Source organism: Massilia sp. LXY-6, assembly GCF_051233485.1.
GTDB lineage: Bacteria > Pseudomonadota > Gammaproteobacteria > Burkholderiales > Burkholderiaceae_D > Telluria.
The window spans coordinates 64,338-89,764 of the sequence record NZ_JBKFGF010000031.1; the positions used below are offsets into that span (position 1 = coordinate 64,338).

Below are 25,427 nucleotides of genomic sequence, written 5' to 3' on the forward strand. Positions count from 1 at the left end.
CGTGCCCACCCTACGCTTTCTTCAACTGCTCCCCGATCGGCAGCTTCCGCACCCTTTTCCCCGTCGCCGCAAACACGGCGTTGGCAATCGCCGGCGCAATCCCCGCCGTCCCCGGCTCGCCGATCCCGCCCGGCTCGTCGTGGCTGTTGACGATATACACCTCGACCGTCGGCGCCTCGTTCATGCGCATCACGCGGTAGTCGCCGAAATTGGTCTGCTGCACCCGGCCATTCTCGATGGTGATCTGGTCCCACAGCGCGGCACTGGCGCCGAACACGATCCCGCCTTCCATCTGCGCGACGATGCCGTCCGGGTTGACGTTCTGGCCGCAGTCGACCGCGCACACCACACGGTGCACGCGCACGTCGCCGTCCGGGCCGACCGACACTTCCGCCACCTGGGCCATGTAGCTGCCGAACGCGAACTGGGTCGACACGCCGCGCCCGACCTTGCGCCCCGCCACCGGCTTCAGCGGCCGGCCCCAGCCCGCCTTCTCGGCCGCCAGATTCAGCACCGCCAGCGTGCGCGGCGATTTGGTCAGCAGCGAACGCCGGAACGCGACCGGGTCGGTCTTGCCCGCATACGCCAGCTCGTCGATGAAGCTCTCGACCACGAAGATATTGTGGGTCGGGCCGACGCCGCGCCAGAACGCGGTCGGCACGCCGGGCGGCTCGTGGCGCACGTACTCGACGCGCATGGCGGGAATCGCGTACTGCAGGTCGGCCGCGCCTTCCACGGCATCCGGGTCGACGCCGTTCTTGACCATCGGCGGGGCGAAGCGAGACATGATCGAGGAACCGGTCACGCGGTGGAACCAGGCGCTCGGCATGCCCTTGTTGTCGAGCCTTGCCGACAGGCGGTCGTAATAATAAGGACGGTACATGTCGTGCTGGATGTCTTCCTCGCGCGTCCAGATGACCTTCAGCGGGCCCTTGGCCAGCTTGGCGAAGGCCACCGCCTGGATCACGTTGTCGACTTCCAGCCGGCGTCCGAAACCGCCGCCCAGGTAGTGGTTGTGCACCTTGACCTTCTCGACCGGCAGGCCGGTGAGCTTGGCCGCCGCGCCCTGCGCCAGCGCCGGCACCTGGGTGCCGACCCACAGCTCGCAGGCATCGGGGCGCAGGTCGACCGTGCAGTTCATCGGTTCCATGGTCGCGTGCGCGAGGAAGGGCATCTCGTAGACCGCGTCGATGCGGCGCCCGCCTTCCTGGGCCAGCGCCTTCAGGGCGTCGCCCTTGTTGGTGGCGACCGCGCCGGTGCCCTCCGAGGCCTTGGCCATGTCGGCCACGATCGAGGCGGTGCTGACCTTGGCGTTCGGACCGTCGTCGAATTGCGGGGCCGCCGCCGCCAGGCCCTGCTTGGCGGTCCAGAAGTTGTCGGCCACTACCGCCACCGCGCCTTCGATGCGCAGCACCTGGCGCACGCCCTTGACCGCCATCGCCTTCTGCTCGTCCACCGCCGTCACCTTGCCTCCCAGGACCGGCGAGGCCATCACCGCCGCGATGCCCATGTTCGGCAGGCGCGCGTCGATGCCGAACAAGGCCTGGCCGTTGACCTTGGCCGGCGAATCCAGGCGCTTCGTCGACTTGCCGATCAGGGTGAAGCCGGCCGCGTCCTTCAGCGTCACCGTCTTCGGGAAGTTCAGCTTGGAGGCGGCATCGACCAGCTGGCCGAAATGGGCCGATCGGTTCGAGGCGTCGTGGCGCACGGTCCCGCCGACCACCTTGAGCTCCTTCTCGTCGACCTTCCAGGTCTGGGCCGCTGCCTGCACCAGCACCGTGCGCACCTTGGCGCCGGCCTCGCGCAGCGGCTTCCAGGCGCCGCGCACCGAGGTCGAGCCGCCCGTCACCTGCCCGCCCAGCAGCGGGTCGGCATATAAACTGTTGTCGGCCGGCGCCTGCTCCAGCTTCACCTTCGACAGGTCGGCGCCGAGCTCCTCGGCCAGCAGCATCGGCATCGAGGTGAAGGTGCCCTGCCCCATCTCGACCTTGTGGATGATGAGCGTGACGATGCCGTCACGGTCGATGCGGATGAAGGCGTCATGGGCCAGGCCCGCCGGCTCGGAGGCGGCGGTGGCGGCCTGGCCGACCGCCTTCTCGGACGGCGGCTCCTTGCGGTCGTTCTGCCCTTCCTTGCCGTCGCCGGCGCGACTGCAGCCGAACAGCGAAAAGCCGAACAGCAGGCTGCCGCCGGCTGCCGCGCCGGCCTTCATGAAGCCGCGGCGCGCGTTTGATACGTTTTCCTTGATGTCCATGTGCGCTCCTCCGATCACGCCTTGCGGGCCGGCGCCGGCTGGGCGGAGGGCGCCACCGCCGGGGACGGGATGCCCGCTGCAATTTTTATCGCCTTGCGGATCCGGCCATAGGTGCCGCAGCGGCAGATGTTGCCGGCCATGGCGCCGTCGATGTCGGCGTCGCTCGGCTTCGGGTTCGCCTGCAGCAGCGCGGTGGCCGACATGATCTGGCCCGACTGGCAGTACCCGCACTGCACGACGTCGACCTGGCGCCACGCGTCCTGCACCCTGGCGCCAACCGGATCGTTGCCGATCGCCTCGATGGTCGTGATCTTCTTGCCCGCCGCCGCCGAGACCGGGGTGACGCAGGAGCGGATCGGCTGGCCGTCCAGGTGGACGGTGCAGGCGCCGCACAGGGCGGCGCCGCAACCGAACTTGGTGCCGGTCAGGCCGAGCACGTCGCGGATCGCCCACAGCAGGGGCATGTCGTCGGGGACGTCGAGATTGGTCGTGGTGCCGTTGATATTCAGGCCGGGCATGGGAAGCTCCTTCGCTAGCGAATGAGCAACTATATGGCAAGCACATGCATCGGTGGCGCACACCAGCGCCGCGCTATCTGGACTGCATAAAAAACAGGCATGGCAGCTTTTGGTGTATCCTAATGCCCATCGCAACAACGGCTTCACGCCAACTATGCCCGAGCACCCTGCTGATGTCCGCACGGACGTCAAAACCCACCGGTCCCTCTTCGAACGGCTGACCGCCCTGATCTCCCCCGAGCCCGAAAATCGCGCCGAGCTGCTCGAAGTGCTGCACGACGCCCACGAACGCAACCTCATCGACGCCGATGCCCTCTCCATGATCGAGGGCGTGTTCCAGGTTTCCGACCTGTCGGTGCGCGACATCATGGTCCCGCGTTCGCAGATGGACGTCATCGACATCACCAAACCGATCGAGGAATGGCTGCCGATCGTGCTGGAAACGGCGCACTCGCGCTTTCCCGCCATCGAGGGCGAACGCGACAAGGTGGTCGGCATTTTGCTCGCCAAAGACCTGCTGCGCTACTACGCCGAGGAATCCTTCGACGTGCGCGACATGCTGCGCCCCGCCATCTTCATCCCCGAATCGAAGCGCCTGAACGTGCTGCTGCGCGACTTCCGCGCCAACCATAACCACATGGCCATCGTGGTCGACGAGTACAGCGGCGTGGCCGGCCTGATCACCATCGAGGACGTGCTCGAGCAGATCGTCGGCGACATCGAGGACGAATACGACTTCGACGAGGAAGAAGACAACATCCTCTCGATCAAGGAAGGCCATTTCGGCCCGCGCTGGCGCGTCAAGGCACTTACCGAAATCGACCAGTTCAACGAAGAGATCGGGGTCGACCTGCCCGAGGACGACGTCGACACCATTGGCGGCCTGGTGGCCAGCCACCTGGGACGCATGCCGCACAAGGGCGAGGTGTTCGACCTGAAGAATCTTCGCTTCGAAGTGCTGCGCGCCGACGCGCGCCAGATCCATGTGCTGTTGGTCGAAAAACTGCCGGCGCGCGACGGCGACGACGAGCACGACTGATGATTCTGCGCCGCCGTACCCGCCCGGCCGTCGCGCCGGACCCGGCGCTGCGCGGCACCCGCCCTTCCCTGCCCGGCCTGGCCGCCGCCGCCATCGCCGGGGCGCTGAGCCTGTTCTCCTTCGAACCCTTCGGCTGGTGGCCGCTGCAGTTCCTTTGCCTGGCCTATTTCTTCTACCAGGTCGGCATGGGCAGCTCGACCCGCCGCGCGCTCTGGCTCGGCTGGGCCTTCGGCTTCGGCTGGTCGGTGGCCGGCATGCACTGGCTGTATATCGCACTGAACCGCTTCGGCGGCCTGGCCGCGCCGCTGTCGGCCGCCGCGATCGCCCTGCTCGGCCTGTACATGGGCCTGTTCGCCGCGTTCGCCGCAGGTGCCTCCACCTGGCTGAGGAAGCGCTGGTCGCTGCCCGTTCCCGCCTTCCTGCTGCTGGTGTTCCCGGCAATGTGGGGCGTGTCGGAATGGATGCGCGGCTGGGTCTTCACCGGGTTCCCCTGGGCCGCCTCCGGCTATGCCCACAATACGGCGCCGCTGGCCGGCTTCGCGCCGATCCTGGGAGTCTATGGCATCGGCGTGCTGGTGGCCGTGTGCGCATCCAGCCTGGTGATGCTGACCCAGCGCCGCAAGCTGCCGGCGCTCGGCCTGGCGGCCGGCGTGCTGGCGGCCGGCTGGGACCTGTCGCATGTCGAATGGACCCACCCGGTCGGCCAGCCGATCGGCGTGCGCCTGCTGCAGGGGAACATCCGCCAGGACGAGAAATTCGCCGCCGCCTACCTGAACGAGATCCTGGTGCGCTACCGCGACATGATGACCGCCGCGCCGGCCGACCTGATCGCCGCGCCGGAAACCGCGATCCCCGTGTTCCCGCAACAGCTGCCGCCCGACTACCTCGCCACTTTTAACGAGTATGCGAAGCGCACCGGCAGCTTCTACCTGTTCGGGATCCCGCTGGCCGACGGCCCCACCGCCTATGCCAACAGCGTGGCCGGCATCGGCCCGCAGGGCCAGTCCTACCGCTATGACAAGCACCACCTGGTGCCGTTCGGCGAATTCATCCCGACCGGCTTCCGCTGGTTCACCAACCTGATGAACATCCCGCTGGGCGACTTCACCCGCGGCCCGGCGGTGCAGGCGCCGTTCCCGGTGAAGGACCAGCTGGTGCTGCCCAATATCTGCTACGAGGACGTGTTCGGCGAAGAGATCGCGCAGCAGCTGCGCGACGCCCCGCGCCCGGCCACGCTGCTGCTGAATGTGTCGAACCTGGCCTGGTACGGCGAGTCGGTGGCGATTCCGCAGCACTTGCAGATCTCGCGCATGCGCTCGCTCGAGACGGGCCGCCCGATGCTGCGCGCGACCAACAACGGCGCCACCGCCGTCATCGACGGCCGCGGCCGGGTCCAGCAGCTCATCCCCTACTACCGCCAGGACGTGCTGACGGCGAAGGTGCAGGGCATGGCCGGCAGTACGCCGTATATCCGCTTCGGCAACTGGGCCTTCCTGGCACTCGGGGCGCTGATGCTGGGCGCGGCCTGGCTGGGCGGGACGATGCGCAAGCGCCCGGCGACAAGCGAAGAAAATTAACCAAATCCCGGCTGATTCGCGTTTCGATGTCGAGTCAGCCGTCAAAAACCGCTAAAATTGGTGTTTTAGCAAACTCACCGTGTTCGCGGCCCGAGTGCCCGAAGCCTACAAGATGCTCACATTCCAACAAATCATTTTGACCTTGCAAACCTACTGGGACAAGCAAGGCTGCGCCCTGCTCCAGCCGTACGACATGGAAGTCGGCGCGGGCACCTTCCATACCGGCACCTTCCTGCGCGCGATCGGCCCTGAGCCGTGGCGCGCCGCCTACGTCCAGCCCTCGCGCCGCCCGAAGGACGGCCGCTATGGCGAGAACCCGAACCGCCTGCAGCACTATTACCAGTACCAGGTGGTGCTCAAGCCGGCCCCGGAAAACATCCTCGAGCTCTACCTCGGCTCGCTGGAAGCGCTGGGCCTGGACCTGAAGAAGAATGACGTCCGTTTCGTCGAGGACGACTGGGAAAGCCCGACCCTGGGCGCCTGGGGCCTGGGCTGGGAAGTCTGGCTGAACGGCATGGAGGTGACCCAGTTCACCTACTTCCAGCAGGTCGGCGGCCTGGATTGCAAGCCGGTGCTGGGCGAGATCACCTACGGCATCGAACGCCTGGCGATGTACCTGCAGGGCGTGGAAAACGTCTACGACCTGGTGTGGACCGAGTGGGAAGAGAAGGGGCCGGCCGGCGAAACGGTGACGAAACGCATGTTGTATGGCGACGTGTTCCACCAGAACGAGGTCGAACAGTCGACCTACAACTTCGAGCACTCGAATACCGAGCTGCTGTTCCAGGCCTTCGGCAACCACGAGAGCGAAGCCAAGCGCCTGATCGAGCTGGAACTGACCCTGCCGGCCTACGAGCAGATCATGAAGGCCTCGCACAGCTTCAACCTGCTGGACGCGCGCGGCGCGATCTCCGTCACCGAGCGCGCCGCCTACATCGGCCGCGTGCGCACGCTGTCGCGCCTGGTCGCCCAGGCTTATTACGATTCGCGCGAGAAGCTCGGCTTCCCGATGCTCCCGAAAGAATAAAGAATGATGAACCAGACCCCACTCGCTCAGACCTTGCTGATTGAGCTGCAAACCGAAGAGCTGCCGCCGAAGGCCCTCGTCAAACTGGGCGCCGCTTTTGCGAACGGCATCGCCAACGGCCTGAAGGCGCGCGACTTCCTCGAAGCCGACAGCGTCGTCACCGCTTATTCCACCCCGCGCCGCCTGGCGGTAGCGATCACCAAGGTGCGCGCCACCTCGCCGGACAAGGCGATCCGCGAAAAGATGCTGCCGGTTGCGGTGGCCTTGGACAAGGACGGCAACCCGACCGCGCCGCTGGCCAAGAAGCTGGCCGCGCTCGGCTTCCCCGACCTGAAGATCGCCGACCTCGAACGCGCCCAGGACGGCAAGGCCGAGAGCTTCTTCTATAGCCATACCGCGCCGGGCAGCGCGCTTTCCGACGGCCTGCAGCCGGTGCTGATCGATGCCGTCGCCAAGCTGCCGATCCCGAAGCTCATGAGCTACCAGCGCCCGGACGGCGAGACCGTGCAGTTCGTGCGTCCGGTGCACTCCCTGCTGGCGCTGCACGGCGACGCCGTCGTGCCGCTGTCGCTGCTCGGTCTGGCGAGCGGCCGTTCCACCCTGGGCCACCGCTTCCTGTCGAACGGCCAGCCCTTCGACATCGCCCACCCCGACCAGTACGCCGCCATGCTGAAGGAACAGGGCAAGGTGGTCGCCAGTTCCGAAGAGCGCAAGGAATCGATCCGCGCCCAGTTGCTGGCCAAGGCCGGCGCCGACCAGGTGCTGATGCCGGAAGCGCTGCTGGACGAAGTCGCCGCGCTGGTCGAATGGCCGGTGGTCTACGAGTGCCGGTTCGAGGACCTGTTCCTGTCGGTGCCGCAGGAATGCCTGATCCTGACCATGCAGACCAACCAGAAGTACTTCGCGCTGACGGACGCTGCTGGCCGCCTGCGTTCGCGCTTCCTGATCGTCTCGAACCTGCAGACCGATGACCCGAGCGCCATCGTCGGCGGCAACGAGCGCGTGGTGCGCCCGCGCCTGTCGGACGCCAAGTTCTTCTTCGAGCAGGACAAGAAGAAGTCGCTGGAATCGCGCCTGCCGCTGCTGGCCAACGTGGTCTACCACAACAAGCTCGGCACCCAGCTTGAACGCACCCAGCGCGTCACCCGCCTGGCCGGCGCCATCGCGCGCCGCCTCGGCTACGACGTGCTGCTGGCCGAACGCGGCGCCCAGCTGGCCAAGGCCGACCTGCTGACCGATATGGTCGGCGAGTTCCCGGAGCTGCAGGGCATCATGGGCACCTACTATGCCCGCAACGACGGCGAGAACGAAGAAGTGGCGCTGGCCGCGTCCGAACACTACCAGCCGCGCTTCTCCGGCGACGCCCTGCCCTCGACCAACACCGGCCTGGTGGTGGCGCTGGCGGACAAGCTGGAAACCCTGGTCGGCATCTGGTCGATCGGCCTGCAGCCGACCGGCGAGAAGGATCCGTTCGCGCTGCGCCGCCATGCGCTGGGCGTGATGCGCATGCTGGTCGAGAAGCGCCTGCCGCTGGGCATTTCCGACTTGCTGGCGGATGCCGCCGGCGTGTTCGACTACATGGCCGCCTTCAAGGACCCGACCCAGGAAGTAAGCGCCTTCATGCTGGACCGCCTGCGCGGCCTGCTGCGCGACCGCGGCTTCTCGCCGAACGAGGTGGAAGCGGTGCTGGCGCAGAACCCGGACCGCGTGGACGACGTGGTGCAGCGCCTGGAAGCCGTGCAGTCCTTCGCCGCGCTGCCGGAAAGCGCCTCGCTGGCCGCCGCCAACAAGCGCATCGCCAACATCCTCAAGAAGAACGAGGAAGCGCTCGCCCAGGCGGGTTCGGTCGATCCCTCGCTGCTGCAGGACGAGGCCGAGAAGAAGCTGTACGCCAGCGTGCAGCGCGTGCAGCCGGAAGTCGACGCGGCCTTCGAGCGCGGCGACTTTACGGGTACGCTGCGCACCCTGGCCCAGCTGCGCGACGACGTCGACGCCTTCTTCAACGACGTGATGGTGATGGCCGAGGACGTCAAGCTGCGCAATAACCGCCTGGCCCTGCTCGCCATCCTGCACCGCATGATGAACCGCGTGGCCGACATCTCGAAGCTGGCAGCATGAAACTGGTCATCCTCGACCGGGACGGGGTCATCAACCATGACTCCCCCGAGTTCATCAAGTCGCCCGCCGAGTGGATCCCGATCCCGGGATCGCTCGAGGCGATCGCGCGCCTGAACCAGGCCGGCTACCGCGTGGTGGTGGCGTCGAACCAGTCGGGCATCGCCCGCGAACTGTTCGACATCACCACGCTGAACGCGATCCACCAGAAGATGCATGCGGCGGCCCAGCTGGCCGGCGCCGACATCGACGCCATCTTCTTCTGCCCGCACGCGGCGATCGACAACTGCGACTGCCGCAAGCCGAAGGCCGGGATGTTCGAGGAGATCAGCAAGCGCTTCAAGCTCAGCCTGAAGGGCGTACCGACCGTCGGCGATTCGCTGCGCGACCTGCAGGCCGGCTTCATCAGCGGCTGCGCACCCTATCTGGTCCTGACCGGCAAGGGCGAGAAGACCTACGCCACCGGCGGCCTGCCGCCCGGCACCCAGATCTTCCCGGACCTCGCCGCGATGGTGACCGCCTTCCTCAAGCAAGCTGCCACTAGTCCGCCTGCCCCTTGATCTGCTAAGCTGAGCCGATGCTGTTGAGCTTAACCCGCACCACCATCCGATCCACGTCCCGGAGACCGTTCTTGCGTACTGCCACCCTGTTCCTGCGTTCCCTGTTGTTCACGATCGTGATGGTGGTCGCCACCGTCGTCTGGGCCTGCATCTGCTTCCTCGCCGCGCCCTTCAAGTACAACACGCGTTTCTGGATCACCTCGCGCTGGAATGTCTTCATCATCTGGTGCGCCAAGACCATCTGCGGCATCCGCTACCAGTTCAAGGGCTACGAGAACCTGCCTGACGGTCCGGCGATCCTGCTGTCGAAACACCAGTCGGCCTGGGAGACCATCTTCCTGCTGCCGAACATGACGCATCCGCTGGTCTTCGTCTTCAAGAAGGAAATCCTGTACATCCCCTTCTTCGGCTGGGCCATGGCGCTGCTGCGCATGATCCCGATCGACCGCAAGCAAGGCAAGAACGCATTCGCCAACGTGGTCCGGCACGGCAAGCGCCGCCTGGCCGACGGCCAGTGGATCATCATGTTCCCCGAAGGGACCCGTATCCCGGTCGGTCAGAAGGGTAAATACAAAAGCGGCGGCACGCGCCTGGCAATCGAGACAGGTGCCGTGGTTGTTCCGATCGCGCATAATTCAGGCGAGTGCTGGCCCAAGAACTCGTTCATCAAGCGTCCGGGCCTGATCACCGTCTCGATTGGCAAGCCGATATCGCCAGAAAACCACACTCCCGACAGTCTGATGCAAGAGGTCGAAAATTGGATAGAATCGGAAATGCGCGTCATTTCGCCCCACGTCTACTGAGGTACCTGAATGAGTTGGGCGCGCAGATGACAGCACCATCCAAAGTACCAGCGCTGCAGCCCACCATGACCTCCCCCAAGACCGACGCGACACAGCTCGAGCTGTTCGCGCAAGAACTTTTTGCGGCGTTCAAGCCCACCGCATCGCCACCGGCGGCACCCAAGCCGCCCGTCCCGCTGTTCAGGGCGCCCCCGAGCCCGACCCGCACCCTGCCGGTTCCGCCGGTCGGCCCGAACGACGCGCCGCTGCGCAAGATCCAGCTCGGGTCGCACACCGTCCACTACGTGCTGCGCCGCTCGGCGCGGCGTTCCCACGGCTTCATGATCAGCGACGACGGCCTGCACGTGACCTCGCCGCGGCGCGCGCCGATGGACGACATCGAGCGCGCCATCCGCGCCAAGCAGGGCTGGATCCTGACCAAGCTGTTCGAACGCGCCGAGCGGCGCACGCTGCGCGAGCAGCGAGCGCCGGTGGAATGGGTCGACGGCGCGCGCCTGCCCTATCTGGGTGGCGACATCGTGATGCGCCTGCAGGACGCCACGCGCAGCCACTGTCTGTTCGACGAGGAGTCGCGCGAGCTGCGCCTGGGCGTGACGCCGGGGCTGTCGGAGTGGCAGATCCGCGAACGCGTCAAGCTGTGGTTCCAGGACGAGGCGAAACGCATGTTCCGCGAACGCCTGGACCTGTACGCGCCGCGCGTGGGCGTGAGCTACAAGGCGTTCGCGCTGTCGTCGGCCGGCACGCGCTGGGGCTCGTGCACGGTGGCCGGCAACATCCGCCTGAACTGGAAGCTGATCCACTATCCGCTGGCACTGCTGGATTACGTGGTGGTGCACGAACTGGCCCACCTGCGCGAGATGAACCACAGCCCGCGCTTCTGGACCGTGGTGGGCGAAGTCTTCCCGGACTATGACGGCGCCAAGTCGGCGCTCAGGAAGCGTTCGGTCGAGATGCCGGTCTTGTTTCCGGATGAATGATGGCGTGGGCACCGTCATTAAGGCCCCAGCCTTAATGACCCCACGCACACATTACGCCGTGCCGCGCAGCTGCAATTCCCCCGCCGCGCGCGCCGCGGCGATTCCCTTCATCGCATCGACCTCTTTCGCGCTCAGGCAGCGGAACGGAATCGGCAGGGTCCCGCGCTTGAGCACCATCATGAAGCCGTTCGTGTAAGTGCGGATGCGCGCCACGTCGTCCCAGCCGATCAGGGTCACGCCGGTGTCGCTGGTGCGCACGATGCCATGCTGGTCGATGGTGAATTCGTAGGTGCGGCGGCCGCGTCGCAGCAGCACGAAGTGCATGGCGGCCGACAGCGTGCTCTTGACGCGCAGGTACAGGGCCATCGGCCAGCGGATGTGGCGGCGGCGGATCAGGTAGCCGCCGTGCTCCCACATGAAGCGCATGTATTCGCCGAGCGAATAGCGTACCCAGAAATGCAGGCTGTACAGCGCTGCGGGAGGATGCACGACCGGAATCGGTGCCGGCGGCATCGCGTCGGCTCCCAAGTCCGTCATTTCAGGCGCGTCCATGAGCGCGGCGCCGCCATCCACGTTGCCGCCCGCTCGCGCACGATTAGACCACAACATGTGCATCCCCTTTCGTTATTCAAGCTAAAGAGAATGGTAACAAAAGTTAACGAATAAATTGTCGCAAGAGTTCAACAGTGCGCACGGTCGCACCGCGATGGCGCCCGGCGAAGGCCAGCGCCTGTTCGCTCATCCGCGCGCGCGCGGCCTCGTCGCCCAGCAAGCGGGCTGCCTCGCTCATCAGTGCGCCAGCATCGGGCACGCGCAGCGCAGCGCCGGCCGCGACGGCTTCCTCGGTCGCCTGCAGGAAGTTGAAGGTGTGCTTGCCGACCAGCACCGGCTTGCCGACGGCGCAGGCTTCGATCAGGTTCTGGCCGCCCAGCGGCAGCAGGCTGCCGCCGATGAAGGCGCAGTCGCAGGCGGCGTAGTAGGCGAACATCTCGCCCATCGAATCGCCCAGCAGGACGTCGCTGTCGACCTCGCCGTTGCTCCCTTCCGGCAAGGCCGACCTGCGCGCCAGGCTCAGGCCGCGTTCGCGGACCATCTGCGCGACCTCGTCGAAACGCTGCGGATGGCGCGGCACCAGCAGGAGCAGCATGCCTGGCGGTTGATGCGCCAGCGCGCGGTAGGCGTCGAGGATGAGCGCCTCCTCGCCCTCGCGGGTCGAGGCGCACAGCAGCACCGGGCGCCGGGCGAACCGCGCGCGCAGCATGGCGCCGGTCTGCAGCGCAGCTTCGGGAGGCACCACGTCGAACTTGATGCTGCCGGTGACGGCGACCCGCGGCGCGCCCAGCGAGGCGATGCGTGCGGCATCCGCCTCGGTCTGGGCCGCGGCCAGCGTGATGCCGCGCGCCGCTTCCATCATCAGGCCGCCAAAGCGCTTCCCGCGCCGCAGCGACCGTTCCGACAGGCGCGCGTTCACCAGCGCCACCGGCACGCTGTGCGCGGCGCAGCCGGCGATCAGGTTGGGCCATACCTCGGTCTCCATCAGGATGCAGACCGAAGGCGCGAAATGGCGCAGGAAGCGGCCGACCATGAAACCGGTATCGTAGGGCAGGAAGGACTGGATGACGCGCTCCCCATGTTTGGAGAACAGCGCCTTGCCGGTGGCACGGCCGGTGGGGGTCATGTGGGTCAGCAGGATGCGGCAGTCGGGCCATGCGCGCAGCAGGGCCTCGACCAGCGGCTCGGCGGCGCGGGTCTCGCCGACCGACACCGCATGCACCATGATCGTACGGCGCAGTTGCCGGTCCGGCCCCGGCGCCGGGCCGTAGAATCCCAGCCGTTCGCCAAGGTGGCTGCGGTAGCCGGGCTCGCGGCGCCCGCGCCACCACAGGCGGCCCAGCACCAGCGGCAGCGCCAGCCACCACATCAGGGAGTAGAACAGCCGTATCAAGCTTGCTCCAGCAGGCGCCGGGCGGCGCCGACGACCTCGTCGATCGACGGCGGACTGCCGGTATCCCCGAGGTTGACGATGCGCGGCGACCAGTTGCCCTCGGTCTTCCAGCGCGGCGAATCGCCGTAGATCTCGACCGTGGGGCGCACGAACGCCGCGGCGATATGGGTCAGGCCGGTGTCGACGCCGACCGCCAGCGCCGCATGGCGGGCCAGTTCGACCGCATCCATCATCGACAGCTTCGGCAGCACGGTGGCGTTCGGCAGCGCCGCGGCCAGCCGTTCGGCTTCGTCCTTTTCCTTCGGCGAACCCCAGGGCAGCAGGATGGGCAAGGGTGCCAATGCATGGCCGAGCGCGATCCAGTTGGCGGTGGCCCACTTCTTGGCGTCGCGCGCGGTCCCGTGGAAGAACACGGCATATTCGCCGGCCGGCATCCAGGCCGGGCGCCGGGCCGGGTCGGGTGCCGGCAGGCCGAAGTCGGGCGGGGTGTCCAGCGCATAGCCGAGCGCGGCGGCGGCGACCACGCGGCCACGCTCCACCGCATGGGTGCGCGGCTCGACCGGAATGCTGCGGCTGTGGAAGATGCGCGAGGCAGCTTCGTAGCCCGAATCCTCGGTGCCGTTCGCCATCCCGATCTTCTGGCCGCCCGGGCGCACGCGCGCGGCGGCCATGATCAGGCCGGTCTTGATCAGGCCCTGGGTGTCGAACACATAGTCGTATTCTTCGGCGCGCAGGTCGCGGAAGAAGGCGCGGACTTCGGCGCGCACGGCCCGGTGCTTGAGCCCTTTCTTCCAGCGTCGCAGCGCAAACGGGATCACCTTGCGCACGTGCGGGTTCAGGCGCACCAGGCTGACGTAGCCCTCTTCCACCACCCAGTCGATCCGGGCATCGGGATGGTGGCGCAGGATGTCGGCCACCATCGGCAGGTTGTGCAGGACGTCGCCCAGGGACGACACCCGCACCAGCAGGATCTTCATCAGAACGGCAGGTGGGCGTCGGGCTTGGCGGCCAGGATTACGCGCGCAAATTCCTTCTGGATGCGGTCGAGCGCTTCCGGGGTCTCGCCTTCGAAGCGCAGCACCACCACCGGGGTGGTGTTCGAGCCGCGCGCCAGGCCGAAGCCATCCGGGTACTCGACGCGCAGGCCATCGATGTCGACCACGCGCTCGGCGCCCGGGAACTCGGCCTCGAGGCGCAGCTTCTCGATCAGCGCGAAGTTCTCGCCTTCCTGCAGGTGCAGGTGCAGTTCCGGTGTGCTGCTGGCCTTCGGCAGCGCATTCAGCACCGCGGACGGGTCGCTGCTCCTGGTCAGGATCTCGAGCAGGCGCGCACCGGTGTACAGGCCATCGTCGAAGCCGAACCAGCGATCCTTCCAGAAGATGTGGCCGCTCATCTCGCCGCCCAGCGGGGCGCCGGTTTCCTTCAGCTTGGCCTTGACCAGCGAGTGGCCGGTCTTCCACATCAGCGAGCGGCCGCCGTGCTCCGCGATCCAGGGGCCGAGGTGGCGCGTGCACTTGACGTCGTACAGGATCTCGGCGCCCGGGTTGCGCGACAGGACGTCGGCCGAGAACAACATCATCTGACGGTCCGGGAAGATGATCTGGCCATCCTTGGTGACCACGCCGAGGCGGTCGCCGTCGCCGTCGAAGGCCAGGCCGATCTCGGCGTCGCCGTTGCGCACGGCGTCGATCAGGTCCTGCAGGTTTTCCGGATGCGCCGGGTCCGGATGGTGGTTCGGGAAGTGGCCGTCGACTTCGCAGAACAGTTCCGTCACCTCGCAGCCCATCGCGCGGTACAGCTCGCCGACGAAGGCGCCGGCCACGCCATTGCCGGCATCGACCGCGATCTTGATCGGACGGGCGATCTTGACGTCGCCGGCGATGCGCCGGATGTAGGCGTCGCGGATGTCGTGGGTGGTGTAGCCGCCCTGGCTGGCCGCCGGCGCGAAATCGCCGCGCTCGATCCCTTGATACAGCGCCAGGATCGCGTCGCCGTAGATCGCTTCGCCGGCCAGCACCATCTTGAAGCCGTTGTAGTCGGGCGGGTTGTGGCTGCCGGTGACCATGATGCCGCTATGCGCGTCCAGCACGTTGGTGGCGAAATACACCATCGGGGTCGCGACCATGCCGAGGTCGATCACATCCACGCCCGCTTCGCGCAGGCCCTCGGCCAGCGCGGCGGCCAGTTCAGGGCCCGACAGGCGGCCGTCGCGGCCGATCACGACCTTGCGCTCCCCCTTCGCCAGCGCCGCGGCGCCGAAGGCCTGACCGATCTTTTTCGCGATGCCGGCGTCGAGAGTGCTGCCGAGCACGCCGCGGATGTCATATGCCTTGAAGATCGTTTTCGAGAGAGGGACCATTACTTATACCTTGATGAAGTGACGTGGATCGGCGCGTGGAATCGCTTATGAAGTTGACATTGTAATGGCAAGCACGGGGCTTGGGAACGCTGCGCTCTGCTGTGCGGAGGAGGCGGTTCGGCTGGCCGAAGGGGCCGGGGAAAGGAAAAACGGGAAAGCGGGGGGAGGATCGGCAAACGCGATCGATGCGGCAATCCGCCGCCGCGGATCAGGCGGCGGCGAGCGCGGGATGAATCAGACGCGCAGCTTGTCCAGCGATTTACCGCCTTCGACCCATTCCTTCACCCATTTCGGCTGGCGGCCGCGGCCGGTCCACTGCTGGGATTCATCTTCGGGATTACGATAACGAACGGCGACCGAACCCGATTTGGTGGCAGCCTTGACGCCGCGGCCGCCGCTGGCGATCAGGTCTTTCAGGGGAACGCCCACGCTTTGCGCGATCGCCATGATCTGCTCGCGGGCTTTTTGCACTTCCTGCTGTTCGCGCTGTTTCATCTCCTGCTTGATCTGCTCCTGCAGGTTACGCAAATCGCCCAAGGACATATTAGACAGATCCATCATCGTTCCTTTATAAGTGTTAAGTTGAAACCGATTTCATCGAAATCTCACCAATTGTCGCAATATACACCATCCGCAATATTCTGTTAGTTCTTTTTGTTCCAAAGCAGCCAGCGCGGTGACTTGAAACGAACAATACGCGCGTACAACCAAACGTAACTGATAACGAACAACAAACAGAAGAATATCAGAGCTCCGGTATATCGCCAGAACACGGTTGCCGGAATCACCGCGGTCAGGGAAAACAACCACAAGTAAGGCGAGGTACGCGCATTCCTTTTCATCAGCGCGCGCGCTTCCTTGCGGCCCACGGTCCATTGCACGATACGTCGGAAAATCAGGCTATGCAGGTGAATACCGTCCGGCATAGTCGGCGATTTGCCGCGCACAAACATGCGCCTATATGCGGAAAACAGGGTTTCGAAAGCCGGGTAAATCAACAGTAATGCGGCATACCAGGTCGATACGGCGGGATTGCGCATCACCAGCAGCATGGCCAGCTCGCCCAGCATGAAACCGATGAAGTAGGCGCCGCCGTCGCCGAGGAAAATCAGCCCCACCGGATAATTCCAGACGAGGAAGCCGGCGGTCGCGCCGGCCACCGTCAGCGCCGACACCAGCACGAACATGTCGCCGACCTGCCAGGCGACATAGGCCAGCGATACCAGCATGAAGATCGTGACCACGCTGGCCAGTCCATTGAAGCCGTCGATGATATTCACCGCATTCGCGATCCCGGCCACCGCCAGCACCGTCAGCGGCAGCACGATCCACGGCGAGATCAGGTTCCAGCTCATGAACGGCATATCCAGCCGCGCGATTTTCGCATCCAGCACCAGATATCCGAACAGTGCCGCAACCATGGTTAATACCAGACGCCGCGACGGCCGCACTTTACCGGTATAGTCTTCGACGATTCCGCCGGCAAAGGCAATCGACGAACAGACCAGCAGCGCCAGCAGCCAATAACCGAGGGACGGTTCGCGCCATACCGAAATGCCCGCGCTGACGGCAACCGCCAGGAATATCGGCAGGCCGCCGATCCGTGCCACGTCATGCAAATGCACTTTCTGAACACCGCCGAAATTCTTGTCGAGCGCAGCTCCATGCAATTTAGAATGCTTGATGACCAGCAGGGTCAGCAATGCAGAGGAGACAAAGCTCACGAGGAATGAAAACATTTATTATTCTTCAAACGCAATAGCCGGCAAGGCGATCCGTATGCATGGAGGAGATATATGAACGGACTGCCGTTATTCGATGCACGCGGCGGCAAAACGTCATTGTACTGGATTAAGGACGGCGCCCGGAGCTCAGCAGTTTACGCGCGCATGCCATGTTCCGATTGACGAAGATCGGGATTTTCCGCGGCCTCGCACGCGCCGGCTGACAATTTTACATTTAGAAATGAACCCAAGCCGCACCCCTGCATGAAACCATCCAAATACATTAGTATCGCCCTATGATGAAAACCTATGTGATTGGCGACCTGCAGGGTTGCGCCCATGAAGCCGGCCTGCTGCTGGAACGGATTGGCGCCGACGCCCGGGCGATGAAGGATGCGCGCATCCTGTTCGTCGGCGACTTGATCAACCGCGGGCCGGAATCGTTGGCCGCGCTGCGGCGCATGAAGGCGCTGTCGGAAAGCAGCGGGGGCCGCATCGAAGCCTTGCTCGGCAACCACGACCTGCATTTGCTGGCGGTGGCGGCCGGCGTGCAGAAGGCCAGCCGCTCGGACACCCTGGACGAGATCCTGGCCGCTCCCGACTGCGAAGAACTGATCGCCTGGCTGCGCCGGCGCCCGCTGGCGATGTTCGTCGACGCGCACTTGCTGGTGCACGCCGGCGTGCCGCCGCAGTGGAGCGCCGAGCAGACCATGCGGCTGGCGGCCGAGGTCGAGGCGGTGCTGCGCGGCGACGGCTGGATCGATTTCCTCGCCCAGATGTACGGCAACGAGCCGGACCGCTGGGATGACTCCCTGACCGGCATCGAAAGGCTGCGCTGCATCGTCAACGCCCTCACCCGCATGCGCCTGTGCTGGCCGGACGGGCGCATGGACTTCCTGCACAAGGAAAGCGACAAGGGGCCGGAAGGTTCGGATCTGCTGCCCTGGTTCGACGTGCCGGGCCGCCGCACGGCGGGCGTGACCGTGGTGTTCGGGCACTGGTCGGCGCTGGGCCTGGTATTGCGCCCCAACCTGGTGGGCCTGGACAGCGGTTGCGTGTGGGGCGGCAAGCTGACCGCCGTATGCCTGGACGACCGCACGCTGCTGCAGGTGGACTGCCCGGAATATCGCCCGCACAGCGGCAAAAAATGACCGTCGCCCCCGCGCAGGCGGGGGCCCAAGTTCTGCTTGCGTTTCGATAACGCCAGCAAACTTGGGTTCCCGCCTGCGCGGGAACGACGGTGTTTACTGCGCCGGATCGCGCACAGCCACGCCAAGCGCGACGGCGATGGCATCATGCGCAGCCCCGGCCAGCTCGCGCCGGTGGCTGCCCGCCGCATCGATCGGCGCCAGGCAGGCCAGGCGGGCGATCACGCGCTCGCCGCCGAGGATGCGCAAGATGCTGTTTACGAAGGTGGTGTCGCCGGTGTAGTCGACCGCCTGATGCCAGCCGCCCGCGCCGTCGACATAGGACAACGCATACGGCTGCACCGGGACCCCGGCGTCGATCGCCGCTTCGAACAGATTGGCATGGAAGGGCAGCAGGCTGCCCTGGGTGGCCGTGGTCCCCTCCGGGAAGAAGGCCACGCGCTGGCGCTGGGCCAGGGCGTCCACCAGTCCCTTGAAGATGTGGCGCAGGTCGCGCCGGTTGCCGCGCGCGATGAACACCGTGCCGGCCTGCGCGACCAGCCAGCCGAGCACCGGCCAGGCGCGGATCTCGGCCTTGGCCACGAAGCGGCACGGGTGCAGGGCATTGATGACGAAGATGTCGAGCCAGGAGATATGGTTCGACACGATCAGCGCGTGCTGCAGCGGCGCGTGGCCTGCGCCGCCGTCACGCTCGACCTCGACCCGGCAGATGCGCAGCAGGCGTGCCGACCAGCGCTGCACCAGGCGCTCACGCAGCGCGGCGCCGGCCCAGGGAAAGACCAGCGCGCAGGTCGCCAGGCCTTGCAACAGGTGCAGGACGAGGCGCGCAAGGCGCCCCGCAAGCCGGATCTTCACCGTCCTGCTCAACGCTCCCAGGCCAGGTGGCCGGCGACGATGGTCGCCTTCACCTGTCCGGACAGCTCGTAGCCGAGGAAGGGCGTGTGCTTGCCCTGGCTGGCCAGCGCGGACGGCGCGACCTGCCAACGGGCCTGCGGATCGAACACGACCACGTCGGCATTCGCGCCGACCGACAGGGTGCCCGCCGGCAGCCCCGCCATGCGCGCCGGATCGGCCGTGATCTTGCGGACCGCCAGCGCCAGCGCATCGGTGCGGCCGTGCTGCTCTTCCGCCCACTTCAGCATCAGCGACAGCAGCAGTTCCAGGCCGGTGGCGCCGGGCGAGGCTTCGGCGAAGGGCAGCAGCTTCTCGTCGTCGTCGACCGGGGTGTGGTCCGAGCACACGGCGTCGATGGTGCCGTCGAGCAGGCTTGCTCTGATCGCTTCACGGTCGCGCTGGCTGCGCAGCGGCGGCGTCAGGCGCGCGTTCGGATCGAAGAAGCCGATGTCGGCATCGGTCATGTGCAGGTGGTGCACGCCGACGTCGCAGGTGACCGGCAAGCCTTCCTGCTTGGCTGAACGAATTAATTCCAGCGCGGCGGCCGACGAGATGCGGCACAGGTGCACGCGCGCGCCCGAAGCACGCATCAACTCGAAGATGGTGTGCAGGGCAATCGTCTCGGACATCACCGGCACGCCCGACAGGCCCAGGCGCGAAGCCAGCGGGCCGGCGTGGGCGACGCCGCCAAAACCGATATACGGATCCTGCGGCCGCAGCCAGACGGTGTAGCCGAAGGTCTTCGCGTACTGCAGGGCGCGCAGCAGCACGGTGGTGTCGGTGATCGGCTCCTCGGCCTGGGCGAAGCCGATGCAGCCGGCTTCGGTCAGCTCGGCCATCTCGGTCAGGGCCTTGCCCTTCAGGCCGACGGTCAGCGCGCCGAGCGGATGCACGTTGGCCTGGTTCAGGATGCGCGCGCGGTGCTTGAGCATCTCGACCAGCCCCGGTTCGTCGAGCACGGGGTCGGTGTCGGGCGGGCACACCAGGGTGGTCACGCCGCCCTGCACCGCCGCCTGCATCTCCGATTCCAGCGTGGCCTTGTATTCGTAGCCCGGCTCGCGCAGGCGCGCCGAGAGGTCGACAAGGCCGGGCGCCACCACCAGGCCGGCGGCGTCGATGGTGCGCTCGGCATGGAAGCCTTCCGGTGCGCTGCCCACGGCGGCGACCTTGCCGTCGGCGATGTACAGGTCCTGCACGGCGTCGATGCCGTTCGCCGGGTCGATCAGGCGCCCGTTCTTGATATGTAGTTTCATGCCGAAGTTCATGCGTGAGTCCCTGCCAGAATGCTCATCACCGCCATTCGCGTAGCGATGCCGAAGGTAACCTGCGGCAGGATCACCGCCTGCGCGCCGTCCGCCACCTTTGAATCGATCTCGACGCCACGATTGATCGGGCCCGGATGCATCACGATCGCGTCCGGACTGGCCAGCGCCAGCCGCTCCGGCGTCAGGCCGTAGCTCTTGAAATACTCGCCGGCCGAGGGCAGCAGCGCGCCCGACATGCGTTCGTTCTGCAGGCGCAGCATGATGATCACGTCGACGTCCTTCAGGCCCTCGTCGATGTTCGTGAACACGCGCACGCCCATCTGTTCCAGGCCGCCCGGCAGCAGCGTGTGCGGGCCGATCGCGCGCACTTCGGGCACCCCCAGCGTGGTCAGCGCGTGGATGTCCGAGCGCGCCACGCGGCTGTGCAGGATATCGCCGACGATCGCCACCCGCAGGTTGGTGAAGTCCTTTTTATAGTGGCGGATGGTGTACATGTCGAGCAGGCCCTGGGTCGGGTGCGCATGGCGCCCGTCGCCGGCGTTCACCACGTGCACGTGGTTCTGCTTCGTATCGTTCAGGTGCTTGGCGATCAGGTAGGGCGCGCCCGACTGCGAATGGCGCACCACGAACATGTCGGCGTGCATGGCCGCCAGGTTGTCGATGGTGTCGAGCAGGGACTCGCCCTTCGAGGTCGAGGAGGCCGCGATGTTCAGGTTGATGACGTCGGCCGACAGGCGCTTGGAGGCGATCTCGAACGTGGTGCGGGTACGCGTCGAGTTCTCGAAGAACAGGTTGAACACGCTCTTGCCGCGCATGAGCGGCACCTTCTTCACCTCGCGGTCCGAGATGCCGACGAAGCTCGAGGCGGTGTCGAGGATGTGGTTGATGATGGACTTGGGCAGGCCTTCGATGGTGAGAAGGTGCTGCAGCTCGCCGTTCTTGTTCAGTTGCGGGTTATGCATTGTCGTCTTCGATCGTGAGCGAGAGTTGGCCGGCGCTGGTACGGGACAGGGCCAGCGATTGTCCCGGCTGGAGGGTAGCGCTGCTGCCGACGAAATCGGCCGCGACCGGCAGTTCGCGTCCGCCCCGGTCGGCCAGCGCCGCCAGCATGACTCGCTGCGGGCGGCCGAAGTCGAACAGCACGTTGATCGCCGCGCGCACCGTGCGGCCCGTGTACAGCACGTCGTCGACCAGCAGGACGGTGGCGCCGTCGACGTTGAAGTCGATGCGGGTCGGCTTCACGTCCGGGTGCAGGCCCTTCTTCGCATAGTCGTCTCGGTAGAAGGACACGTCGATGAAGCCCAGGCGGCTTTGCAGGCCGAGGTCGGCGGCGAGCCGCTCGGCCAGCCAGGCGCCGCCCGAGTGGATGCCGACGATGGCGGCATCGGGCACGCCGGCAATCCCGGCGCGGACCTGCTCGAGCAGGGTGCGGTACAGCGCCTCGGCGTCGTAACCGGCGTGGTCAGTAGGAGTTGGCATGATCGTCAAAGTATTGTTGCAAAATGATGGCGGCGGCCTTCGCGTCGATGAGCTCGCCGCGCTTGGCGGGGATCACGGCGGACGAGTAGCGCTCGTCGACCAGCTCGATGGGGAGGTCGAAGCGGCCGTGCAGCTGGTTGGCGAAGCGGCGCGCGCGCAGGGTCATCTCGTGCTCGGCGCCGTCCGGGTGGCGCGGCTCGCCGACCACCAGAAGCGCTGGACGCCATTGCTCGATGAGTTCGCCGATGACCTTGAAGCGGGTCGCGTTGTCGATGGCCTTGATGACGGACAGCGGCTGTGCCTGCCCGGTCAGCGTGTTGCCCATCGCGATGCCGATGCGCTTCACGCCGAAGTCGAATCCGAAAACGATCTCTACCATTACAGGGACACGGCCCCCTTATGCATGGCCGGCTTCCGTCGCCAGCATCAGCGGATCGATTCCCAGCAGTTTGATGGCGGCATTGTAGCGCTCCTCGATCGGCAGGTCGAACAGCACGCGGGCGTCGGCGCCCACGGTGAGCCAGCCGTTGCGGGCGATTTCCTCTTCCAGCTGGCCCGGACTCCAGCCGGCATAGCCGATCGAGACGAGCATGCGCTGCGGCCCGGTGCCGTTGGCGACCGCTTCCAGCACGTCGATCGAGGTGGTGAAGGAGACGTCGTCGGTCACGCTGAGCGAGGACGAGTAGCGGCCGCCCGGCGAATGCAGCACGAAGCCGCGGTCGTCCTGCACCGGGCCGCCGAACATGATCGGTTCGTCGACCACGCTGGGGCGCAGGCTGTCGGTCACCTTGAGGTCGATGCGGTCGAACAGCACGTCCATGGTCATGTCGGTCGGCTTGTTGATGACGACGCCGAGGACACCCTTGTCGTTGTGTTCGCAGATATACACGACCGTGCCGCCGAAAATCGGGTCGTTTATCGACGGCATGGCGATCAGGAAATGGTTCGCCAGGTTCAGTTGGGACTGGACCGAGCTCGGTTGTACCAGGCTCGCGGGCGGCTCGTGCGGCATCCCGGGCATGGTTAGAGGCTTGCCGGCCTTACTTTTCTTCATACTCATACTCTCTGTTGGCTCACTCTCTCTGACCGCCGGTGGACCAAAACGATAAGCTTGGGCTTTTCGCTAGTTTACACCGTTTTCCTTACGCGGCCATGAAGGCACGTTGCGGGGCGGCTGGTCGGAGAATGGTAGACAGTAAAATTTCCAATTACATTGACTCCGCACACAAAAGATGACTTTAAGAAACTCCTTGGTCTGGTTCCGGCGCGACTTGCGGGTCGAAGATCATGCCGCACTGCACCATGCACTGCGCTCGTCCAGCCGGGTCGCCTGCGCGTTCGTGTTCGACACCGACATCCTGGCCGGCCTGCCGCGCGACGACCGCCGCGTGCAATTCATCCATGCGAGCCTGGTGCAACTCGACGCCCGCCTGCGTGAATGGGGAGCTTACCTGATCGTGCGCCATGGGCGCGCCGCAGACGAGATCGTGCGCCTGGCCGGCGAGCTGGAGGCAGAGTCGGTGTTCGCCAACCATGATTACGAACCGCAGGCCGTCGCGCGCGACCGCGAAGTCCAGCAGCGCCTGCGCGAGCTTGGGCGCAGCCTGCAGACCTTCAAGGACCAGGTGATCTTCGAAAAGGACGAGGTGCTGACCCAGGCCGGCGGCCCCTTCTCCGTGTTTACGCCCTACAAGAACGCCTGGCTCAAGCGCTTGGCCGCGCACCCGGATGCCCTGCAGGCCTTCGAGACCGCGGCCTGGGCCGGTGCGCTGGCGCCCGCCCCCGCCGGCTACGCCCTGCCCTCGCTGGAAGCGCTCGGCTTCGTTCCGAATCCGGCCCCGATCGTCCCGGCCGGCATGGCGGGCGCGCAGCTGCTGCTGGAAGCCTTCCTGGAGCGCATCGACGGCTACCATGCGCAGCGCGATTTCCCGGCCCTCGACAGCACCTCGCGGCTGTCGGTGCACCTGCGTTTCGGCACGCTGTCGATCCGCAGCCTGGTGCGCATGCTGGCCGGGCGCAGCAGCGACGGTGCCCGCACCTGGCTGTCGGAACTGATCTGGCGCGAGTTCTACATGATGATCCTGCAGCGCCATCCGCGCGTGGTGACGCACTCCTTCAAGGCGGCCTTCGACAGGCTGCGCTGGGAACAGGGGCCGGAGGCGGACCAGGCCTTCGCAGCCTGGTGCGAGGGCCGCACCGGCTATCCGCTGGTGGACGCGGCGATGGCGCAGCTGAACCGCACCGGCTTCATGCACAACCGCCTGCGCATGGTGACGGCCAGCTTCCTGACCAAGGACCTGGGCATCTCATGGGTGCGCGGCGAGCGCTATTTCGCCCAGCGGCTGAACGATTATGAGTTGTCGTCGAATAACGGTGGCTGGCAGTGGGCGGCCTCGACCGGCTGCGATGCCCAGCCCTGGTTCCGCATCTTCAACCCGGTCACGCAGTCGAAGCGCTTCGATCCGGACGGCGCCTTCATCCGCCGTTGGCTGCCGCAGCTTGGCCGGCTCGAAGGACCGGCCATCCATGCGCCGTGGCTGGCGAAACCGGCCGTACTGGAGCGCGCCGGCCTGGTGCTGGGACGCGATTATCCGTTCCCGATCGTCGACCACGAGCAGGCGCGCGAACGCACCTTGGCGCGTTTCGGCGTGCTGCGTGCCGACGCGCAGGAAGCGGACTAAGCGAGCAGGCCTTCGATCGCGGCCAGCAGCGCGTCTTCCTGGAAGGGCTTGCCGAAGTAGGCATCCACGCCCAGGCCGAGCGCATAGTTGCGGTGCTTGTCGGCGGTGCGCGAGGTGATCATGATGATCGGGATGCCGTGGGTGGCGCCGTTGCCGCGCACGTTGCGGGTCAGGTCGAAGCCGTCCATGCGCGGCATCTCGATATCGACCAGCATCAGGTCGGGACGCGTCTCCGGCGCCTGGAGCTGCTCGAGTGCCTCGACGCCGTCCTTGGCCAGCAGCACGCGGTAGCCTTCGCGCTCCAGCAGGCGCTGGGTCACGCGGCGCACGGTCAGCGAATCGTCGACCACCATCACGGTGGCGCGGTGCGCCGGCTGGGCCGGCAGCTGCCGCGCCTGGCGCTGCCCGTTCGGCTGTGGCTCGGCATGGGCCGGCAGCAGCAGCGGGTTCAGGATCAGCACGATCTCGCCCGAGCCCAGTACGGTGGCGCCGGCGATGCCCGGCATGCGCGCCAGCTGCGGGCCGACGTTCTTGACCACCACTTCGCGGTTTCCCAGCACCTCGTCGACCTGCAGCGCCAGCCGGCCGCTGCCGCTGCCCAGCACCAGCACCGGCGCGGAACGCTGCGCGGCGCCGCCGCCCGGTTCGTTCAGCAGTTCTGCCAGGAGCCGCAGCGGCACCGCTTCTCCCTGGACCTGGATCGCCCCGGCCGCGTGCGCCGCGGCCAGCTCGGCCTCGCGCACCTGCGCTACCAGCCCGACCAGGTTGGCCGGCAGCGCATAGGTTTTCGCCCCGCTGGCGACCAGCACGACCTGGTTGACGGCCAGGGTCAGCGGCAGGTGGATGGTGAAGGCCGCGCCCTTGCCGGCCTCGCTGGCCACATCGACGCGCCCGCCCAGCGCGCGCGCCTCGGAGCGCACCACGTCCATGCCGACCCCGCGGCCGGCCAGTTCGGTCAGCGAATCCGCGGTCGAGAAGCCCGGCTCGAAGATCAGGTCGGAGGCCTCGGGGTCGGACGGCTGCTCGCCGGCGCCGAGCAAACCGCTGGATGCCGCCTTGGCG

The 25,427-nt window shown here is 66.4% G+C and carries 24 protein-coding genes; 9 read left to right on the plus strand and 15 right to left on the minus strand.

Annotated elements, in window-relative coordinates:
- Window positions 1-10 precede the first annotated feature (10 nt).
- Together ACI48D_RS15250 and ACI48D_RS15255 are read right to left on the minus strand one after the other, a co-directional pair.
- A complete protein-coding gene (locus tag ACI48D_RS15250; RefSeq protein WP_435572079.1) occupies window positions 11-2,254 on the minus strand; it encodes a molybdopterin cofactor-binding domain-containing protein in 2,244 nt (747 codons plus the stop codon).
- A gap of 14 nt (window positions 2,255-2,268) precedes the next feature.
- The gene (locus ACI48D_RS15255) at window positions 2,269-2,772 is read right to left on the minus strand and encodes a (2Fe-2S)-binding protein (protein ID WP_435572080.1); all 504 of its coding nucleotides are present in this window, start codon (window positions 2,770-2,772) and stop codon (window positions 2,269-2,271) included.
- 154 nt (window positions 2,773-2,926) lie between these two features.
- Here ACI48D_RS15255 and ACI48D_RS15260 point away from each other — a divergent pair, with 154 nt between their 5' ends.
- The 7 genes from ACI48D_RS15260 to ACI48D_RS15290 all read left to right on the plus strand — a co-directional run bounded on the left by ACI48D_RS15260 (window position 2,927) and on the right by ACI48D_RS15290 (window position 10,870).
- Window positions 2,927-3,811 (plus strand): HlyC/CorC family transporter, encoded by an 885-nt coding sequence (locus ACI48D_RS15260; protein WP_435572102.1) that lies wholly within the window; start codon window positions 2,927-2,929, stop codon window positions 3,809-3,811.
- Entirely contained in the window at window positions 3,811-5,388 is a 1,578-nt protein-coding gene (gene lnt / locus ACI48D_RS15265) for an apolipoprotein N-acyltransferase (RefSeq protein WP_435572081.1), read from the plus strand. Before ACI48D_RS15260 ends, lnt begins: the two co-directional genes overlap by 1 nt.
- A gap of 112 nt (window positions 5,389-5,500) precedes the next feature.
- Entirely contained in the window at window positions 5,501-6,415 is a 915-nt protein-coding gene (gene glyQ, locus ACI48D_RS15270; RefSeq protein WP_435572082.1) for a glycine--tRNA ligase subunit alpha, read from the plus strand.
- Window positions 6,416-6,418: 3 nt separating this feature from the next.
- Window positions 6,419-8,533, plus strand: a complete 2,115-nt coding sequence (glyS, locus tag ACI48D_RS15275) for a glycine--tRNA ligase subunit beta (protein WP_435572083.1) — start codon at window positions 6,419-6,421, stop codon at window positions 8,531-8,533.
- Window positions 8,530-9,090: a D-glycero-beta-D-manno-heptose 1,7-bisphosphate 7-phosphatase gene (gene gmhB / locus ACI48D_RS15280; RefSeq protein WP_435572084.1), complete on the plus strand. Its 561-nt coding sequence runs from the start codon at window positions 8,530-8,532 to the stop codon at window positions 9,088-9,090. The genes glyS and gmhB overlap by 4 nt, the downstream gene beginning before the upstream one ends.
- 71 nt (window positions 9,091-9,161) lie before the next feature.
- Entirely contained in the window at window positions 9,162-9,893 is a 732-nt protein-coding gene (locus tag ACI48D_RS15285; RefSeq protein WP_435572085.1) for a lysophospholipid acyltransferase family protein, read from the plus strand.
- 65 nt (window positions 9,894-9,958) lie between these two features.
- Complete coding sequence (locus tag ACI48D_RS15290) at window positions 9,959-10,870, plus strand: M48 family metallopeptidase (protein WP_435572086.1); 912 nt, start codon at window positions 9,959-9,961, stop codon at window positions 10,868-10,870.
- Window positions 10,871-10,921: 51 nt separating this feature from the next.
- Here ACI48D_RS15290 and ACI48D_RS15295 read toward each other — a convergent pair whose 3' ends face one another.
- The 6 genes from ACI48D_RS15295 to ACI48D_RS15320 all read right to left on the minus strand — a co-directional run bounded on the left by ACI48D_RS15295 (window position 10,922) and on the right by ACI48D_RS15320 (window position 16,913).
- Window positions 10,922-11,479, minus strand: a complete 558-nt coding sequence (locus ACI48D_RS15295) for a YcxB family protein (protein ID WP_435572087.1) — start codon at window positions 11,477-11,479, stop codon at window positions 10,922-10,924.
- A 46-nt stretch (window positions 11,480-11,525) separates the two neighbouring features.
- Complete coding sequence (gene waaA / locus ACI48D_RS15300; RefSeq protein WP_435572103.1) at window positions 11,526-12,812, minus strand: lipid IV(A) 3-deoxy-D-manno-octulosonic acid transferase; 1,287 nt, start codon at window positions 12,810-12,812, stop codon at window positions 11,526-11,528.
- Window positions 12,812-13,792, minus strand: coding sequence for a lipopolysaccharide heptosyltransferase I (waaC, locus tag ACI48D_RS15305; protein ID WP_435572088.1), 981 nt, complete (start codon window positions 13,790-13,792; stop codon window positions 12,812-12,814). The genes waaA and waaC overlap by 1 nt, the downstream gene beginning before the upstream one ends.
- Entirely contained in the window at window positions 13,792-15,174 is a 1,383-nt protein-coding gene (locus ACI48D_RS15310; protein ID WP_435572089.1) for a phosphomannomutase/phosphoglucomutase, read from the minus strand. The genes waaC and ACI48D_RS15310 overlap by 1 nt, the downstream gene beginning before the upstream one ends.
- Window positions 15,175-15,408: 234 nt before the next feature.
- On the minus strand, window positions 15,409-15,732 hold the full coding sequence (locus ACI48D_RS15315; protein ID WP_435572090.1) for an H-NS histone family protein: 324 nt from the start codon (window positions 15,730-15,732) through the stop codon (window positions 15,409-15,411).
- Window positions 15,733-15,818: 86 nt separating this feature from the next.
- Window positions 15,819-16,913 carry a glycosyltransferase family 4 protein gene (locus ACI48D_RS15320; protein WP_435572091.1) on the minus strand — a complete coding sequence of 365 codons (1,095 nt, stop codon included), beginning with the start codon at window positions 16,911-16,913 and terminating at the stop codon, window positions 15,819-15,821.
- Between the two features lie 284 nt (window positions 16,914-17,197).
- On the opposite strand from ACI48D_RS15320, the gene ACI48D_RS15325 reads away from it, so the two are divergent.
- On the plus strand, window positions 17,198-18,049 hold the full coding sequence (locus ACI48D_RS15325; RefSeq protein WP_435572104.1) for a symmetrical bis(5'-nucleosyl)-tetraphosphatase: 852 nt from the start codon (window positions 17,198-17,200) through the stop codon (window positions 18,047-18,049).
- 93 nt (window positions 18,050-18,142) lie between these two features.
- Here the strand turns inward: ACI48D_RS15325 and ACI48D_RS15330 are convergent, their stop codons facing one another.
- The 6 genes from ACI48D_RS15330 to ACI48D_RS15355 are packed head-to-tail and all read right to left on the minus strand — an operon-like array spanning window position 18,143 to window position 22,738.
- Window positions 18,143-18,901 carry a lysophospholipid acyltransferase family protein gene (locus tag ACI48D_RS15330; RefSeq protein ID WP_435572092.1) on the minus strand — a complete coding sequence of 253 codons (759 nt, stop codon included), beginning with the start codon at window positions 18,899-18,901 and terminating at the stop codon, window positions 18,143-18,145.
- An 8-nt stretch (window positions 18,902-18,909) separates the two neighbouring features.
- A complete protein-coding gene (locus ACI48D_RS15335) occupies window positions 18,910-20,193 on the minus strand; it encodes a dihydroorotase (RefSeq protein ID WP_435572093.1) in 1,284 nt (427 codons plus the stop codon).
- Window positions 20,194-20,201: 8 nt separating this feature from the next.
- Window positions 20,202-21,167, minus strand: coding sequence for an aspartate carbamoyltransferase catalytic subunit (locus ACI48D_RS15340; protein ID WP_435572094.1), 966 nt, complete (start codon window positions 21,165-21,167; stop codon window positions 20,202-20,204).
- Window positions 21,160-21,684, minus strand: a complete 525-nt coding sequence (gene pyrR, locus ACI48D_RS15345; protein WP_435572095.1) for a bifunctional pyr operon transcriptional regulator/uracil phosphoribosyltransferase PyrR — start codon at window positions 21,682-21,684, stop codon at window positions 21,160-21,162. Before pyrR ends, ACI48D_RS15340 begins: the two co-directional genes overlap by 8 nt.
- Window positions 21,668-22,063 carry a Holliday junction resolvase RuvX gene (gene ruvX / locus ACI48D_RS15350; protein WP_435572096.1) on the minus strand — a complete coding sequence of 132 codons (396 nt, stop codon included), beginning with the start codon at window positions 22,061-22,063 and terminating at the stop codon, window positions 21,668-21,670. Before ruvX ends, pyrR begins: the two co-directional genes overlap by 17 nt.
- Window positions 22,064-22,081: 18 nt before the next feature.
- Window positions 22,082-22,738 carry a YqgE/AlgH family protein gene (locus tag ACI48D_RS15355; protein ID WP_435572097.1) on the minus strand — a complete coding sequence of 219 codons (657 nt, stop codon included), beginning with the start codon at window positions 22,736-22,738 and terminating at the stop codon, window positions 22,082-22,084.
- Between the two features lie 178 nt (window positions 22,739-22,916).
- Between ACI48D_RS15355 and ACI48D_RS15360 the strand changes: the two genes are divergently transcribed.
- A complete protein-coding gene (locus tag ACI48D_RS15360; protein ID WP_435572098.1) occupies window positions 22,917-24,365 on the plus strand; it encodes a cryptochrome/photolyase family protein in 1,449 nt (482 codons plus the stop codon).
- Here the strand turns inward: ACI48D_RS15360 and ACI48D_RS15365 are convergent.
- A partial coding sequence (locus tag ACI48D_RS15365; RefSeq protein WP_435572099.1) for a response regulator occupies window positions 24,362-25,427 on the minus strand: 1,066 nt, incomplete at its 5' end. The two genes, ACI48D_RS15360 and ACI48D_RS15365, sit on opposite strands and share 4 nt — an antisense overlap.